The organism is Sulfitobacter sp. 15WGC (assembly GCF_005068605.1).
Taxonomy (GTDB): Bacteria; Pseudomonadota; Alphaproteobacteria; order Rhodobacterales; family Rhodobacteraceae; genus Sulfitobacter; species Sulfitobacter faviae.
Map to the genome: position 1 here is coordinate 210993 of NZ_SZNL01000003.1, position 16209 is coordinate 227201.

At 66.0% G+C, this 16209-nt stretch carries 17 protein-coding genes and 1 riboswitch; of the genes, 3 read left to right on the forward strand and 14 right to left on the reverse strand.

The window, feature by feature from the left end; all coding sequences use genetic code 11:
* Position 1 precedes the first annotated feature (1 nt).
* A complete protein-coding gene (locus tag FCK22_RS04005; RefSeq protein ID WP_067267847.1) occupies positions 2-370 on the reverse strand; it encodes a cobalamin biosynthesis protein in 369 nt (122 codons plus the stop codon).
* Positions 367-1548, reverse strand: a complete 1182-nt coding sequence (gene cbiT, locus FCK22_RS04010) for a precorrin-6Y C5,15-methyltransferase (decarboxylating) subunit CbiT (RefSeq protein WP_067267850.1) — start codon at positions 1546-1548, stop codon at positions 367-369. Before cbiT ends, FCK22_RS04005 begins: the two co-directional genes overlap by 4 nt.
* Here cbiT and FCK22_RS04015 point away from each other — a divergent pair.
* Positions 1547-2296 carry a cobalt-precorrin-6A reductase gene (locus tag FCK22_RS04015; RefSeq protein WP_136720244.1) on the forward strand — a complete coding sequence of 250 codons (750 nt, stop codon included), beginning with the start codon at positions 1547-1549 and terminating at the stop codon, positions 2294-2296. The genes cbiT and FCK22_RS04015 overlap by 2 nt on opposite strands.
* Here FCK22_RS04015 and cobJ read toward each other — a convergent pair.
* The 10 genes from cobJ to FCK22_RS04065 all read right to left on the reverse strand — a co-directional run bounded on the left by cobJ (position 2272) and on the right by FCK22_RS04065 (position 11819).
* Positions 2272-3006 (reverse strand): precorrin-3B C(17)-methyltransferase, encoded by a 735-nt coding sequence (gene cobJ, locus FCK22_RS04020; RefSeq protein ID WP_067265684.1) that lies wholly within the window; start codon positions 3004-3006, stop codon positions 2272-2274. The genes FCK22_RS04015 and cobJ overlap by 25 nt on opposite strands.
* Positions 3003-3734, reverse strand: a complete 732-nt coding sequence (gene cobI, locus FCK22_RS04025) for a precorrin-2 C(20)-methyltransferase (protein WP_136720233.1) — start codon at positions 3732-3734, stop codon at positions 3003-3005. Before cobI ends, cobJ begins: the two co-directional genes overlap by 4 nt.
* A 2-nt stretch (positions 3735-3736) precedes the next feature.
* Entirely contained in the window at positions 3737-4366 is a 630-nt protein-coding gene (locus FCK22_RS04030; protein ID WP_067265689.1) for a precorrin-8X methylmutase, read from the reverse strand.
* Positions 4356-5504, reverse strand: coding sequence for a precorrin-3B synthase (cobG, locus tag FCK22_RS04035; protein ID WP_231886376.1), 1149 nt, complete (start codon positions 5502-5504; stop codon positions 4356-4358). Before cobG ends, FCK22_RS04030 begins: the two co-directional genes overlap by 11 nt.
* Positions 5501-8743 carry a cobaltochelatase subunit CobN gene (gene cobN / locus FCK22_RS04040; protein ID WP_067265692.1) on the reverse strand — a complete coding sequence of 1081 codons (3243 nt, stop codon included), beginning with the start codon at positions 8741-8743 and terminating at the stop codon, positions 5501-5503. The genes cobG and cobN overlap by 4 nt, the downstream gene beginning before the upstream one ends.
* Positions 8744-8749: 6 nt before the next feature.
* Complete coding sequence (gene cobW / locus FCK22_RS04045) at positions 8750-9784, reverse strand: cobalamin biosynthesis protein CobW (protein WP_067265695.1); 1035 nt, start codon at positions 9782-9784, stop codon at positions 8750-8752.
* On the reverse strand, positions 9781-10155 hold the full coding sequence (locus tag FCK22_RS04050) for a DUF1636 domain-containing protein (RefSeq protein ID WP_067265698.1): 375 nt from the start codon (positions 10153-10155) through the stop codon (positions 9781-9783). The genes cobW and FCK22_RS04050 overlap by 4 nt, the downstream gene beginning before the upstream one ends.
* 72 nt (positions 10156-10227) lie before the next feature.
* Positions 10228-10740, reverse strand: a complete 513-nt coding sequence (locus FCK22_RS04055) for a hypothetical protein (RefSeq protein WP_067265700.1) — start codon at positions 10738-10740, stop codon at positions 10228-10230.
* A gap of 11 nt (positions 10741-10751) precedes the next feature.
* Positions 10752-11435, reverse strand: a complete 684-nt coding sequence (locus FCK22_RS04060; protein ID WP_067265703.1) for a CbtA family protein — start codon at positions 11433-11435, stop codon at positions 10752-10754.
* A gap of 213 nt (positions 11436-11648) precedes the next feature.
* A complete protein-coding gene (locus FCK22_RS04065) occupies positions 11649-11819 on the reverse strand; it encodes a CbtB-domain containing protein (RefSeq protein ID WP_082849519.1) in 171 nt (56 codons plus the stop codon).
* Between the two features lie 33 nt (positions 11820-11852).
* A riboswitch (cobalamin riboswitch) is annotated at positions 11853-12070 on the reverse strand.
* A gap of 165 nt (positions 12071-12235) precedes the next feature.
* Between FCK22_RS04065 and FCK22_RS04070 the strand changes: the two genes are divergently transcribed.
* A complete protein-coding gene (locus FCK22_RS04070) occupies positions 12236-13246 on the forward strand; it encodes a PAS domain-containing protein (RefSeq protein WP_067265705.1) in 1011 nt (336 codons plus the stop codon).
* A gap of 3 nt (positions 13247-13249) precedes the next feature.
* Here FCK22_RS04070 and pncB read toward each other — a convergent pair whose 3' ends face one another.
* Entirely contained in the window at positions 13250-14542 is a 1293-nt protein-coding gene (pncB, locus tag FCK22_RS04075; RefSeq protein WP_067265706.1) for a nicotinate phosphoribosyltransferase, read from the reverse strand.
* 69 nt (positions 14543-14611) lie between these two features.
* Positions 14612-15208: a bifunctional nicotinamidase/pyrazinamidase gene (gene pncA, locus FCK22_RS04080; RefSeq protein ID WP_067265708.1), complete on the reverse strand. Its 597-nt coding sequence runs from the start codon at positions 15206-15208 to the stop codon at positions 14612-14614.
* Between the two features lie 98 nt (positions 15209-15306).
* Here pncA and FCK22_RS04085 point away from each other — a divergent pair, with 98 nt between their 5' ends.
* A complete protein-coding gene (locus FCK22_RS04085; RefSeq protein WP_067265710.1) occupies positions 15307-16206 on the forward strand; it encodes a rhodanese-related sulfurtransferase in 900 nt (299 codons plus the stop codon).
* Positions 16207-16209 lie beyond the last annotated feature (3 nt).

The following is a 16209-nucleotide window of genomic DNA, read 5'->3' on the forward strand; positions in this document are numbered from 1 at the left end:
TCTATCCTTTCCTCTCGGCAATCGCCGCGGTGGCCATGGCATCGCCCGAAACGACGCGTTCGGCAACCAATACCGCCCCCGGCCCGGCGGCGGCCAATGCGGCGGCCTCGGACAGGGAGCCGGTGCCGAAACGGTCTTCGATCCGAGCCGATTGCGTGGGAGTTATCATGCGGGCCAAGTCTTCGGTGGTGATGCCAAGCCCCGGCACGCCCAACTCTTGCGCGAATTCGCGGAACACGGTGGCGCGGGCCTTGGCGGCTTCGGTCACCAGCGCGTCGATCTTGGTGCCATCGGGGTTGGCCCGCGCCAGCGCGTCGCGCAGCGAGGCGACGCTTGCCGCGCCCCGAAATCCGATCCCGGCCATCCTCATAAAGTCACGCTCCATTGTACCACGGGCCGCAGCGGCTGCCAGCCGCGCATTGTGCCAAGCGGGGCGGCCTGCGCCAGTTCGATCCGCAAAAGACTGCCCCCATGCGCAGCGTGAAGCTGCGCCAAAAGCGCCTCGGTTTCCAGCGTCACACCGTTGGCGACCAGCCGCGTGCCCGCTGGTAGCGCAGGCAGGAGGGCATCGTAAAGCGCCGCGTTCCCGCCGCCGCCGACAAAGACCACATCCGGCAAAGGCTGCCCCGCCCAGACTTTTGGCGCGCGGCCATGAATTGTTTGCATACGCGCGTTCAGGCCGAAATCTTCGATATTGCGGGTGATATTCTCGACCCGCGCGGCGTGCTGCTCAAAGGCGATGGCGCGCCCACCGGCGAGGCAGAACTCGACCGAGACCGAGCCGCTCCCCGCGCCGATGTCCCACAGCAACTCGCCGGGCCGAGGGGCGAGGGCCGACAGCGTCAGCGCCCGCACCGGCGCCTTGGTGATTTGGCCGTCGCTGGCAAAATGGTCATCCGGCAGGCCGGGGGTGCGCGGCAGGCCGATGCCCTTGGGCAGCGCGACCCCGACCGCCACCGGCGCTTGCACATCCGTCAGATCGAAGCCATCCGCCTGCACCTCCCGCACCCGCGCATCGGGGCCGCCCAGCCGTTCGGCCACATACAGCGTGGCCGTGCCCCCGCCTTGTGTGCAAAGAAACTCCGCCAACGCCGCAGGGGCCTCCCCATCGCGCAGCAGGCAGATCATCCGCCCCTTGGGACGCAGGGCACCGCGCAGCTGCGCCAGCGGTGCGGCGTGAAGCCCGTGGCAGGTAACCTCCTCCAACCGCCAGCCAAGCGCATTGGCCACCAGCGAGAAGGTCGAGGGCGCGGGCAGGCTGTGCCATTCGTCGGGCTGCAACGCGCCGACAATGCTGCCGCCCGCGCCGAACCAGAAGGGATCGCCCGACACCAGCATCGCCACGCGCTTGCCACGCTCGGCCAACACCGGCTCGACCGAGAAAGGCACCGGCCAAGCGCGCCCGCGCGCACCTGCGCCTCCCCGCTCCAGATGACGCGGCCCGCCAAAGATCACCTCGGCCTCTGCCAGCGCCGCGCGGCTTGCCGCGGGCAAGGCATCCGCGCTATCGTCGGGCATTCCGATGATGCTGAGCCAAGGATCACCCATCATGCGCGTCCTTCTTTTGGGTGGCACCACCGAAGCCAGCGCCTTGGCCCGCGCCTTGGCCAAAGCCGGGATCGACGCGGTGTTTTCCTATGCCGGACGCACAGACAGCCCCGTGGCCCAGCCCCTGCCCACCCGCGTCGGCGGCTTCGGGGGCGTGGCGGGGCTGGTGGCCTATCTTGAGACCGAGGCGATCACCCATGTCGTCGACGCCACCCATCCTTTCGCCGCAGGGATGAGCAACAATGCCTTCGTTGCCTGCGCCCGGCAGGACCTGCCGCTGGTGCGGTTCGAGCGCCCCGCTTGGGAGCCGCAGGAGGGGGACGACTGGACCTTCGTGCCCGACCTCACCGCGCTGCCCGCCGCCCTGCCCGACAGCCCGGCGCGGGTGTTTCTGGCCATCGGCAAGCAGCAACTGGCGCTTTTCGCCGCGAAACCGCAGCACCGCTACCTCCTGCGCCTCGTCGATCCGCCACGCGACCCGCTGCCGCTGCCGCGGGCGACGGTCGTGCTGGCGCGCGGGCCTTTTGACGTGGCGGGGGATACCGCGCTGATGCAGACCCATGCGATCACCCATGTCGTCGCCAAGAACGCCGGAGGCGCTGGCGCGCGGGCCAAGCTGGATGCCGCCCGCAGCCTTGGCCTGCCGGTGATCTTGGCCGAGCGGCCGAAACTGCCGGGCGAAGTGGCCGCCAATGATGTGACCGAAGTGATGCATTGGCTACATCATACCGCGCTGCGCGGCGTATAGACATAGCGCCCGACCCGCCGCGTCGCGGAATTGCCGACGATCACCACGGTGCGCATATCCGCCATTTCAGGCGTCGCCTCGCCCAGTGTGACGGTGTTGAACGCCTCTTCCGGCGTGGTCACGGCGCGGGCGAAGGTAATCAGCCGGTCCGGCCCGCATTCGGCACGCAAAATCTCCAACGCCTCGGTGAATTGATGCGGGCGGGATTTGCTGCGGGGGTTGTAGAAGGCCATCGCGAAATCCGCCCGCGCGGCCATCCGCAAACGGTGCTCCACCATCGCCCAGGGCTTGAGGTTGTCGCTGAGGTTGATCGCGCAGAAATCATGGCCCAAGGGCGCCCCAAGCCGCGCCGCCGCCGCCAGCATCGCCGTGATGCCGGGCAACACGCGGATGTCGACGCTTTCAAACGCCCCATCCCGCTCCACCGCTTCGAACACGGCCGAGGCCATGGCAAAGACGCCCGGATCGCCCGAAGACACCACCACCACCCGCGCGCCCGCCTGCGCCAGTTGCAGCGCATGGGTCGCGCGGTCCAACTCCACCCGGTTGTCGCTGGGGTGGAGGGTCAGCCCTTCGCGCGGGGCGACGCGGGCGACGTAAGGGATATAGCCGATAACGTCTGTGGCCTGCGCCAGCGCCTCGGTCACCTCGGGTGTGACAAGCGCGTCATCACCAGGGCCGAGGCCCGCGATATGAAGGATGCCGCTCATGTCTCCGCCTCCGGTCTGCGGCCTTGGCCATGGACCAAGATGATCGCGAAATAGGGGCAGTCGTCATCCGCCACGTCAGAAAGCCGCGCCACCCGCTGGTCGGGCATGGTGCCGCGTTCGACCAGCCAAGCGTCCTCCAACTTGCCCGCCGCCGCCAACGCGCGGCGCACGCTGGGCAGGTTGCGACCCGTCTTCATCACCACCAGCGCATCGGCGCGCTTCATGTGATCGGTCAACTCGGCCTCGGGCAGCGTGCCCATCAAGACGGTTACCACGTCGTCGCCCCAAGTGAAGGGCGTATCGAGCGCGTTCCAGCAGCCCACCATGCCGGGGATCGCGGGCAGCACCTCAACCTCGGCGCGGCCCTGAAGCCGGGTGTGCAGATGCATGAAGGAGCCGTAGAAGAAAGGATCACCCTCGCAGAGCACGATGACCTCGTGATCGCGTGCCAAGGCTTCTAGCCGGTCGGCCCATTCCTCGTAAAAGGCGACCATTTGGGCGCGATACTCGGGCGAATCAAAGCGCAACTCAGTGGTGACGGGATATTCCATCGCATATTCCACCACGTCGTCGCGCAGCATCCCCTCGACGATCCGGCGCGCTTGGCCCGCGCGGCCTTTCTTGCGGAAATAGGCCAGATGCCGCGCGCAGCGAATGGCACGGTCGGATTTCACACTCATCAGTTCGGGGTCGCCGGGGCCAAGGCCCGCGCAGATAACCTTGCCCATCTTCATTCCACCCTGCTGGCCAATGCGTTCACCGCCGCCACGGTGATCGCCGAGCCGCCCAAACGCCCCTGCACGATCATCGAGGGCACCGGCAGGTCCTGCATCAAAGCCTCTTTCGATTCCGCCGCGCCGATGAAGCCCACCGGGCAGCCGATGATCGCCGCCGGGCGCGGGCAATCGGGGTCTTCGAGCATGTTGAGCAGGTGAAACAGCGCCGTGGGCGCATTGCCGATGGCCACCACGGCGCCTTGCAGATGGGGCCGCCACAGTTCCAGCGCGGCAGCAGAGCGGGTGTTGCTCATCTTCGCGGCCAGTGCTGGCACCGAAGGGTCGCGCAGGGTGCAGATCACCTCATTCTCGCGCGGCAGGCGTTTGCGGGTGATACCTTCGCTGACCATATAGGCGTCGCAAAGGATCGGCGCGCCGTCCTCCAGTGCCGCCCGCGCGGCCACGGCCATGCCTTCGGAAAAGCGGATGTGCTCCTCCAGCCCGACCATGCCCGCGGCGTGGATCATGCGCACGGCGACGATCTCTTCCTCCGGGGTGAAACGCGCTAGCGCCGCTTCGGCGCGGATGGTGGCAAAGGACTGGCGGTAAATCTCGGCACCGTCGGTGATATAGCTATGGGGCATCGGCGGACTTTCTAAGGTGAGAGGCGATGGCGGCGGGGGTCAGCCCGCGCAGATCAGGGATGGCATCGGCGCGGCCATCGTGGATGAGGTCATAGCGCTCTGGCGCGGTGGCGGTCAGGGTGAGGTCGGTAGCGCGCGGCGCGGCGCAACCCTTGGCGCAGCCGGAGACATGCAGGCGTTGCCCCTTCGGCACCACGGCGGCAAGGCGACTGGCCAGCCCGCGCGTCTCACCCCGGCCCTGTGCACAGCCCGGCGCGCCGATACAGGCAACGACGCGCAACAGCGGGTCATCGGCGGCGGTGATGAGACCGGCCAGATCAGGCAGGCGCGGGGCACCTTCGATCAGCACCCGCCGCCACGGGGTCAGGCGCAGCGGACCAAGCTCCGCGAGCGCGGCAAGCGTCTCGGCCTCCATCTGCCCGAAAGCACAGGCGACAAGCGCCCCGGATGGGTAGAGGCCGGGGGCGGGTGTGCCCTGCCCCGCCTGACGCGGGCAGTCAAAACCGGCGGGAAGCGGCGCCCCCGTGGCCGTGGCGCGCGCGGCGCGGGTCACCCCCTGCGCGCGCACCCATTCGGCCAGCGCGATGGCTTCGGTCACCGCAGTCGCACGGGTCACGGGTTTGCCCCGCATAGCCCCTTCAATGCAGAGCAGCAGTTGCCCCTGCGCCGAGCGCTCGAACCGGATGTCGGCGGGATCGGCCTGCAACACCGGCTGCGGCCCTGCGTCGACCGCATAGCCGAATTTGGCGGAGACATCCGGCAGCGCATGGGCCTGCGCGGCGGCAGAGAGGGCTTGGCAAAGGAAATCCGTATCATCGCCCGCCTGCCAAAAGGGGCTGACCATGATGTTGCGCCGCCGCTCCGTCCGCTCATCCACGTCGATCAGCGCCAGCGCGCGCAGCGCGTCGATCAGCCCTTCGTGCCGCGCGGGATCGACGCCGCGCAGTTGCAGATTGCCCCGGTTCGACAGGTCGAGCATGCCATTGCCATAGCGCGTGGCCAGCCCCGCCACGCCGCGGGCTTGGGCCGGGGTCAAGCGCCCCTGCGGCACCCGAAGACGCACCACCAGCCCATCGCCCGAGAGCATCGGACGCAGCGCACCGGGGCACCAGCCCTTGATCGCCGGGGCCGCGCTCACGTCACCCCGTCCAATGTGGCCGAGATCGAGTTGCGGCGGGTCAGCCAGAGGCCGGACTCGCGCAGCGCCGCGAAACGGTCGCGCATGGCTTGCAAGGCCGCGGGGTTCTCGGCCTCCATAAAGGCGACCAGATCATCGCGCCCGAGCGTGGCGTCGAAGTAGAGGTCAAAGAGATGCGCAGGCACCTCGCGTGTCAGATGCGCAAAGGCGGCAAGGTTGTCGAGTGTCGCCGCCACCTCTGCCGCGCCGCGGAAACCGTGGCGCATCATGCCGCTGGCCCAGCCGGGATTGGCCGCACGGGCGCGGACGACGCGGGCGATCTCCTCGGGCATGGAGCGTGCGCGGGGGCTGCCTGCGCGGGTGTGGTCAAGGTGGTACATCGCCGGTTTCTGCGCGCCGAGATGCGCCATCGCGGCGGCAAAGCCGCCTTCGTGGCTGGCATAGTCCGAGGCGAGCAGGATATCGCTTTCGGCCAAGTCCTGCACATGAGCAAAGCCATCGGCGCGCTGCAACTGCGCCTCCAGCGCGGCGCGGTCCTGATGCGCCTCGCCTTGGGCGTTGATCGCCCATTCCGACCCCGCGAGCCACGCCTCGCCCGCCGCGGCGCGACCGGCGTCGGAATAGTCTTGCAAGGCCGCTTCCATATTCACGCCGTAAAGGCCCGGCTTGGGGCCAAAGACACGGGGGGTGCGGGTGAGATAGGGGTTCATATCCGGCGCTTCTTCGCGTTCGGCCAATGCCGCCGCCCCGGCTTCGAAAAGCTGCGCGAGGCCGGGAAAGACATCGCGGAACAGGCCCGAGATGCGCAGGGTCACGTCGATGCGCGGACGGTCCAGCAGGGTCAACGGGATTACCTCAAAGCCCGAAACCCGCTCACTGCCCTCGTCCCATTTCGGCGCGATCCCGGCGAGATGCATCGCCATGGCGACCTCTTCGCCCGCCGTGCGCATGGTGGCCGAGCCCCAAAGGTCGATCACCAGCCCGCGCGGCCAGTCGCCATTGTCTTGCAGATGCCGCCTGAGCAGTTCCTCGGCCAGTTTCACCCCCTGCGCATGGGCGGCCCGGCTGGGCACCCCGCGCGGATCGACGGCATAGAGGTTGCGCCCCGTCGGCAGCACATCGGACCGCCCGCGATAGGGCGAGCCGGAAGGCCCGGAGGTGACGCGCCGCCCCGAAAGCGCGGTCAGCAGCCCGTCCCATTCGCCCGCCCCCGCGCCGAAGACGTGCAGGCCATCGCCGTATTGGCTTTCCTTGATGTCGCAAACGAAGGCGTCGATCCGGGTCAGGGCCTCGGCCGAGGAACTGGCGGCATCGAGGCCGAGGTCATCTTCCACCCCCGCCGCCTGCGCCTCCGCCCGGATCGTATCGACCAGCCGGTCGCGGCGCGCGGGGTCGAGCCCGTCGGCGGTGGAATATTCGTCCAACAGCCGTTCCAGCCGCAACAGCCCATCGGGTGTTTCACTGTCTTTCAGCGGGGGCGGCAGATGGCCGAGCGTCACCGCCCCGATGCGCCGCTTGGCCTGTGCCGCCTCCCCCGGATCGTTGACGATAAAGGGGTAGATCACCGGCAGATCGCCGGTCAGCGCCTCGGGCCAGCAATCGCCCGAGAGGGCAACCGCCTTGCCCGGCAGCCACTCCAGCGTGCCATGCGCGCCGATATGCACCAGCGCGTGATGGCCCTGATCCCGCAGCCAGAGGTAGAAGGCCACATAGGAATGCCGCGGCGTGCGGGCGAGGTCGTGATAGCTGTCTTCGCGGTCTTGCAGATCGCCCCGCTCGGGTTGCAGCGCGACTAGTGCGTTGCCGCAGGTTTGCGCGGCGAAGTGAAAGGCACCGTCCTGCACCAGCGGATCATCCGCCGCCGCGCCCCACGCGTCGCGAAGGTCATCGCGCAGCGCCTGCGGCAGAGCGGCTAGCGCCGCCTCATAGTCGGCAAGGGGCCAAGTGATGCGCTGCTCGGTCAGGCTCCGGCCAAAGCCGATCTGCGGCGTGACGCCATAGCCCTCACCCGCCAGCCGCATCAGCATGTCTTCGACGCTGGCCAGCGCATCAAGGCCGACCGCATGGGCCAGTTGATCGTCCCGCCCCGGATAGGTCGAGAGCACCAGTGCCAGCTTGCGCGTGGCCGCCGGGGTCTGCGCCAGCCGATGCCAGCCCAGCACACGGGCGACGACAGCCTCGATCCGCGCCTCTTCGGCGCGGTGGGCAAAGCGGGAATATTGCAGATCGGGGTCGCGCTTTCCGGGGCTCTTGAAGCTGACGACGCCGCCGAAGATGCGGCCATCGACCTCGGGCAAGACCACATGCATCGCCAGATCGGCGGGGGAAAGGCCGCGCTCGCTCTCGTCCCAATCGCGCCGCCGGGCGGTAGAGAGGGCCACTTGAAACACCGGGCAGCCCGGCGCGTCGAGCGGGGAGGTGCCATCATCCCCGCGCCCCGAAAAGGCGGTGGCGTTGACGATGGCCACGGGTTTCATCGCCGCCAAGGCATCGTCCAGAAAGCGCCGCGCGGGATCGGATTTGAGCGAGGGTACGAAAAGCCCGATGGCGTTCAGCCCCGCCGCCCGCAGCGCCCGGATCAGCGCATCGACGGGCGCGGTATCGGCGGCCAGAAGATAGCTGCGGTAAAAGGTAACCGCGACAGTCTGCCCCGCCGCGTCGGCGAGGGGGAGCACCCCTTGATCGGGGTCGTAATAGCCGCAATCAGGCACCGTTTTCGTGCCCATGACCGGCCCGGCGTAAAAGCCCGCCGCCAGCGCCATCTGCGCCAGCGCGGCCTGCGCCGCCACCGGCCCGCCCGCATCACAAAGATGCGCAAGACGGCGCAGCGTGGAAACCGGCAAAGTCGAATGCGCGTCGAGCCCCGGATCCTCGCGCCCATCGGCGGGCAAGACGGCCAGCGCGATGTTTTTCCGGCGGGCGAAGTCTTGGACCTGCATGATGCCGTAGGGCCAGTAATTCTCCCCCCCGATGAGGCGGATCAGAATGCCTTTGGCCCCGGTCAGCGTCTGTTCGATATAGTTGTCGACCGAGGCCGGGTGCCGCAGCGCCACGAGGTTGCACAGACGCAGCGAGGGCAGCTTGCCCTCCTTGCCGCCGCCGCGATGCCAGCCTGCCGCGAAAGCGCCGAGGTCACTGTCGGAAAACGACAGCATCACCAGATCGGCGGGGGTTTGCCCCGGATCATAGGGGGTGTCGGTATCCTCCAACCCGTGGCTTTCGCGAAAGACGACATGCATGGGCGGTCAGGCTCCCAAAATCTCGCGGATTTTGGCAAGGTCGATGTCGTCATGCTCGGCGATCACCACCAGATGCCCGGCGCGCGTGTCGCTGCCCCAAGGGCGGTCGAACTGCTGACGCACCCGCGCGCCCACGGCCTGCACCAACAGGCGCATCGGCTTGCCCTCGACCGCGACATAGCCCTTCACGCGCAGGATGTTCTGCTCACGCGCGAGCCGCTCGATCGAGGCCACCAACGCATCGACATCCGACACCTCCGGCATCGGGATCACCACGGTTTCGAAATCGTCATGCTCGTGATCGTCGTGGCCGTCATGATGCGAGGGGCGCGCGGCGAGGTCGTCTTCGGCGGCGGCGTTGAGGCCGAGCACCACCTTGGGGTCGATCACGCCTTCGGTCATCTCAAGGATCGGAATCTCACGCGGGCTTTCCTCTTCAATCACCTTGCGGGCCTTGGCGAGGCCATCGGGACCGGCCAGATCGGCCTTGGACATCAGCACGATATCGGCGCAGGAGATCTGATCTTCGAACACTTCGGAGAGCGGCGTTTCGTGGTCGAGGCTGTCGTCGGCCAGACGCTGCGCGTCCACGGCGGCGACATCGGCGGCGAAAGTGCCAGCGGCCACGGCTTCTGCATCGGCCAGCGCGATGACGCCATCGACGGTGATCTTGGACCGGATCGCGGGCCAGTCGAAGGCTTTGAGCAGCGGTTTCGGCAGGGCCAGTCCAGAGGTTTCGATCAGGATGTGATCGGGGCGCGTGGGCAGGGCCATCAACGCTTCGATGGTGGGGATGAAATCATCCGCCACGGTGCAGCAAATGCAGCCATTGGCCAGCTCGACGATATTCTCCGCCGGGCAGTCGTCGATGGCGCAGGATTTCAGGATGTCGCCATCCACCCCCACGGTCCCGAACTCATTAACCAAAACGGCAAGGCGACGCCCGCCTGCATTGGTCATCAGGTGGCGGATCAACGTGGTCTTGCCCGCGCCGAGAAAGCCGGTGATGACGGTAACGGGGATTTTGGCGAGATCGCTCATGCTGTAGGCTCCTGCGGCAGGGTCAAAGGGGGGATACGCGCAAGGCTTTGCTTGCGAAAGATGACCGGGCGTTCGCGCCATGGCACCAGCCCGTCTTGGGTGGCGGCATAGGCGGCGGCTCCGGCAAGGATGTCGGCGGCGTCTTCCTTGGTCAAGCGGCCATAGACATAGGACCATTTGCCCGGCGCAGACAGCGCCACGGCGGCCCCCTGCGAACAGGCGGAAAGACATTGCACCGGCACGATGGTCACGCCCTCGGGCGCGCCTGCGGCGTCGAGGGCGGCATGAAGCTGCGCGCCGGGGCGCGGGGCGTCTTCCTCCAGCACCTCACCGGCGCGGCAGGTCATGCAGACATGTAGGGTTGCGCTCATTGATCTTGTCCCATCGGGTTATGCGTGCCGGGTATGCGCTTCGGCCCGCCATGAAAAGGGGAGGCGGTGCGATTATTCAACCGTCAGCACCTCGCGGGCCGTAATCGGCGCACCGTTCACCGCCAAGGGGCGGTGGTCATTGGCGTTGAGCGTGACCTCCACCGTGACCTCGCCTTTGGGCAGATTTGGCAGATGCAGCCATGGGCCATAAAGCCGCCCGATCTTGGCACCGTTGACATAGACATGGGCATGGCCCTCGCCCGGTTGATTTGCGCCGCTGGCGTTCTGCGGGGCAAAGGCGAAGCCTTCGGTCTCAACAAAAAGGTTGTGGCCCGACATCGGGTCGGGGGTCACGCGGATGGCAAGGCTGGGGGCCTCTTCGGCGGCCAGCGCGATGGGCTGGCCATGCATCCGCGCGTGATCCGCACCGCCGTGATCCATGGCCGCATGCCCGCCGCCGCCATGGGCGGCAGGGTCGCCGTGGTCATGGCCGTCGAAGGTCACCCCGTTGCTTGCGGCGATGGCAAAACCGATGCCACCGCCAAAGACCAATCCAATGGCGAATAGCGCCAGTGATCTGTCCATTTCGACCTCCCTCAGGCGCTCTGCGCGCCTTCACGTTGCCAAAAGAACCCAGCGAAACTGCCCAGCAACACCCATGCGGCCAAACCGATGCCAAGCGCACGCGCGGCGAAAAGCGCGCCGATCTCGGTCGGCACCGGGCCGCTAAAGCTCTCGGGCTCGGGCGCGCCGATGATATGGGGGGCCATCAGCAGGACCGCCGCCCCGATCCACGCACCCCACCCCTTGCCAAAGGCCAGCAGCCAAAGCGCCACCAGCGCTGCCGCTGCGGTGGCGAACCACCAGATTTGCCGCGCGGTGATGTCCGCTGCGGCCACACCGGGCACTTCGGGCGCAAGGCTGAACCCCGGCGCGAGGTGGAAGGCCACGAAACCGGCGACACCCCAAAGGATGCCCCAGCGGCCATCGATCACCGCGCCGCGCTCTTCGCCAAGGCTCATCGCGGCCAGAAGGATCAGCGCATAGGCAGTATAGGTGAGCATGGTGAAGATCAGGCTCAGCCCATCGCGGACGGCATCGAAACCGGGCAAATCGGGATGCGCGCTGACGGGGTCGGCCCCGAAATGCACCAGCGCGCCGGTCTCATAAAGCTCGGCATGAAGCAGCACGGGCTGCACGAAATAGAGTTGCAGCAAGCCGGTCAACAGGCCGGCAGAGGCCCCGGCAAACAGGGCGGAAGTCAGAAAACGTGAAAACATCGCAATGATCCTTGGATGCGAAATAACACCCGGCGCCGCGCGAAACGCGGGCCGAGCCATCAGCCAGCCTCAAGATGCGCCAAAGCACTGCCCACACGGTAAAGGGCGGAGGCAGGTAAAACGGCAAGAGGCGGGCATGGAAAGAAAGCCAGAATCACAGACTGCCGGACTGCGGCATGGCAGCCCGGACCCCTGTGATACCGAACGCGGCGCTTAGTGGCAGGGAAAGCCTGTCGCGTGGCGCACGTCATGGGCGGCATCATGCAGTGCTGCGGCCTGCACATGGCCGGTCAGCGCCATCAGAGCCACACCCAATACGGCGGCAAACAGCGCCGGTACGAGTTTGCTGCGCGTGGCACCGGCGGTCTTAATCATCGTCGTCATCTTCAATCTCCTTACCGTCACACCCGACGGCATCTAGCGTTTCATTTGCCTGGCAGGTCTCCTGGCTCGCGGGTCGTGGCCTTTGCCCGCCTTCCCCGTCCGAAAGGACAAGTGGCACGAGGGGCATTGGCTTACCGCTTACAGTCGCGGGGGCGGCTTCGGCTTCAGGGTCGGGCGACCCCTTACTGAATTCCCTTTTCGGTCCCACACTCAAAGGCGCTTTTCGGGACACCAAGCGCCCTCAATTACGCATTTTCGGCCCTTCCTGACAAGCCGCATTTATCGAACCTCGCGAAACCTTAAGGCGCATACAGCATTTAGTAGATAAATATGCCCCAACCCCCAGTATGCGGGTTGACCCAAAAGCCACGTGCAGGGCACATTGACGGCCAGTTTCGATCAAGGGGCGGGAATTCATGAACGACAACACGGTCTCCGTCGCTCGGCAGACCCTGACCGAAGACGTTCTAGGCAAGGTCGTGCGCTATGCCCGCCTGCCGCTGTGCATCACCGACCCGACCCTGCCGGACAATCCCATCGTCTATGTGAATGACGCTTTTACCGATCTCACCGGCTATGGCTTGGATGAGATCGTGGGCCAGAACTGCCGCTTCCTGCAAGGCCCGGAAACCACGCGCGAAAGCGTCGATGCGGTGCGCGAAATCCTACTGGCGCGCCGGGTCGATACGGTTGAGATCGTAAACTACCGCAAGGATGGCAGCCGCTTCCTGAACGCCCTGCAACTGGGGCCGATCAATGACGAAGATGGCAATCTGATCTACTTCTTCGGCTCGCAACTCGACGTTTCCGAACGCCGCCGGGTGGAACGTGAGCACCGGCAATTGGCCGATGACGAATTGCTGCACCGGCTGCGCAATATCGTCAACGTCATGACCGCCGTGGTGCGACTGACCGCCCGTGAGGAGCCGACCCCCGCGGCCTTTGCCGACAAGGTGATCGAGCGGCTTGCCGCCTTGGGCGCGGCGCATTTCGACACGATTGGCCGCAGCGACCAGCATGAGGTGGATTTCGAGACGCTGATGGGGCCGATCATGCGGGCCTATACCTCGGCCACCGAGGATCAGATCAACCTCACCGGGGCGAATCCGCTGATCTCGCACCGCCTCGTTTCCCCCCTGACGCTGGCCTTGCACGAGCTGGCGACGAATGCGGTGAAACACGGCTCGCTCAGTTCCGATACCGGGCGGGTATCGCTGGATATCACCATCCTTCAGGAGCCTGCGCGCCTGCGGTTTGTTTGGCGCGAAACCGGCGGGCCAGAGGTCATCAAATCTCCGCGCAACAGCGGCTCGCGGATCATCCAGTCCTTGACCCGCGCGGTCGGTGGCACCCTGCACTACGATTGGCAGCCCGAAGGGTTGATTGCCACGGCGGAGTTCCCCGTGGCCGCCCTTGGCGAAGGCTGACCGTCAGACGATCACCTGCTGTGCGGCCTGCTCTCCGACCCCGAAAACACGCTTGTAACGCGCGATTTCATCCGCCGGACCCATCGCCTTGTTCGGGTTGTCCGAGAGTTTGACCGTGGGCCGCCCATTGGCGCTGACCGCTTTGCAGACCAAACTAAAGGGCGCCAGCGCATCATTCGGCACCAGCCCGCGGAAGTCATTGGTCAGCAACGTCCCCCAACCGAAAGAGACCTTGGCCTTGCCCGCAAACTGCGCGTGCAACTCCTTGATCTTGTCCACATCCAGCCCATCGCTGAAGATCACCCGCTTGGTCGTCGGATCCTCGCCACGGGCGCGCCACCAGTCGATGGCCGTCTGCGCCGCCGTGGCCGGATCGCCGCTGTCGACGCGGATGCCGGTCCAACCCGCCAGCCAATCCGGCGCGTGATCGAGAAACCCCTTGGTGCCGTAAGTATCGGGCAGGATGATCCGCAGATTGCCCTCATGCTCATCATGCCAATCCGACAGCACGTCATAGGGCGCGCGGGCAAGGGCGGCGTCATCCTCGGCCAAAGCGGCATAGACCATGGGCAATTCATGAGCATTGGTGCCAATGGCCTCAAGTTCGCGCATCATGGCGATGCGACAGTTGGAGGTGCCGGTAAAGGCATCGCCCAGCCCCTCATGCATCGCCTGCACGCACCAATCCTGCCAAAGGTAGGAATGCCGCCGCCGGGTGCCAAAATCCGCGATTGAAAGGTTGTCGACCTCGCGCAGCGCTTCGATCTTTTCCCAAACGCGGGTCATGGCGCGGGCGTAAAGCACCTGAAGCTCGAACTTGCCCATCGGGTCGAGCGCGGCGCGGCTGCGCAGCTCCATCAACACCGCCAGCGCGGGAATCTCCCAAAGCATGACCTCATGCCACTTGCCCTCGAAGGTCAGCTCATATTGATCGCCCTTCCGTTCCAGATGATAGGGCGGCAGGCGCATGCCCTCGAACCACTCCATGAAATCGGGGCGGAACATCTGGCGCTTGCCGTAGAAGGTATTGCCGCGCAGCCATGTGCTCTCCCCCCGGCTGAGGCTGAGCGAGCGGATGTGATCGAGTTGCTCGCGCAACTCCCCCTCGTCGATCAGCTTGGCCAGCGGGATATGGGTGGAGCGGTTGATCAGGCTAAAGGTGACCTGCGTGTCCGGCTTGTTGCGGAACACCGACTGGCACATCAGGAGCTTATAGAAATCCGTGTCGATCAGCGACCGCACAATGGGGTCGATCTTCCACTTGTGGTTATAGACGCGGGTGGCGATGTCGACCATGGGAGGTTCCTTATTGCGTGCCCCTTCATGCCAAGGGGGCGGACAGATGGGCAAGGGGAAAGCGGCGGATCAGGCCAGCGTCACCCCCGCCGCGCGCATGCCTTCGCGGGCCTTGGCAAGCGATCCGTCCAGATCAATCGCCCGGCAGAGATCTTCGCGCACGTCGACCTTGAACCCCAGCTTCGCCGCGTCCACAGCCGAGAAGTTCACGCAGAAATCTAGCGCCAGCCCCACCATGGTCAGCCGCTCGATCCCGCGTGTGCGCAGGTAGCCTTCGAGCCCCGTGGGCGTGCGGTGGTCATTCTCGAAAAACGCCGAATAGCTGTCGATGTCGGGGTTATAGCCCTTGCGGATGATCAGATCGGCGCGGTCGGTTTGCAACTCGGGGTGGAACTGCGCGCCAATGCTGCCTTGGATGCAGTGATCGGGCCAAAGCACCTGCGGGCCGTAGGGCATGGTGATGACCTCATAAGGCCCGTTGTCCTTATGCGATGAGGCAAAAGACGAATGCGCCGCCGGATGCCAGTCCTGCGTCAGGATCACGGCGTCAAACTCGGGCGTCAGCGCGTTGATGCCGCGCAGAATCTCATCGCCCTGCGGCACTTCCAGCGCGCCGCCGGGGCAGAAATCATTTTGAACGTCGATCACGATCAGGGCATGGGTCATGGGCATTCTCCTTACCGAAAGGGGTAGGGCTGCGGATGGGGTAGGTCAATGGCACGCGCCGGATTGAGCTTTGCCGCCGAAGCGCTTATTTGACGCTCATGTATACCATCGCCGCCCTATATCACTTCACCCGCTTCGACGATCCCGCCGCGCTCAAACCCGCGCTCTTGGCGCTTTGCGAGGCGCAATCAGTCATGGGCACGCTGCTGCTGGCCCCCGAAGGGGTGAACGGCACCATCGCCGGGCCGCGCGCCGGGATCGACGCGGTGATCGCCCATCTGCGCGCCCTGCCCGGCTGCGCGGATCTGGAGTGGAAAGAGGCCACTAGTGACAAGCCGCCCTTCGGCAAGATGAAGGTGCGCATCAAGCGCGAGATCGTGACGATGGGCCAGCCCGATGTCGATCCCCGCGCCAAGGTGGGCCATTACGTCGACCCGAAGGACTGGAACGAATTAATCCGCTCCCCCGATGTGGCGGTGATCGACACGCGCAACAGCTACGAAGTGGCGATTGGCTCCTTCGAAGGCGCGGTCGACCCCGAGACCGAGAGTTTCGGTGAATTCCCCGCGTGGTGGGAGGCGAACAAAGACCGCTTCCACAATAAGAAGATCGCGATGTTCTGCACCGGCGGCATCCGTTGCGAGAAATCGACCAACTATCTGATCGGTCAGGGCGTCGAGGATGTCTTCCACCTCAAAGGCGGCATCCTGAAATACCTCGAAGAGGTGCCCGAACAGGAAAGCACATGGGAAGGCGACTGTTTCGTCTTCGACAACCGCGTCAGCGTCGGCCATGGGCTGCGCGAGGGGCCGCATATGCTTTGCCATGGCTGCCGCCGCCCGATCCTGCCTGAGGACACGCAGCACCCCGCCTATGAGGCCGGAGTGTCCTGTCATCAATGCGTGGATGAGACCTCGGCAGAGGATAAGGAACGGTTCCGCGAACGCCAGCGCCAGATCACGCTGGCCAAGGAACGCGCGGCCCGGGAAGAGGGCTGACCG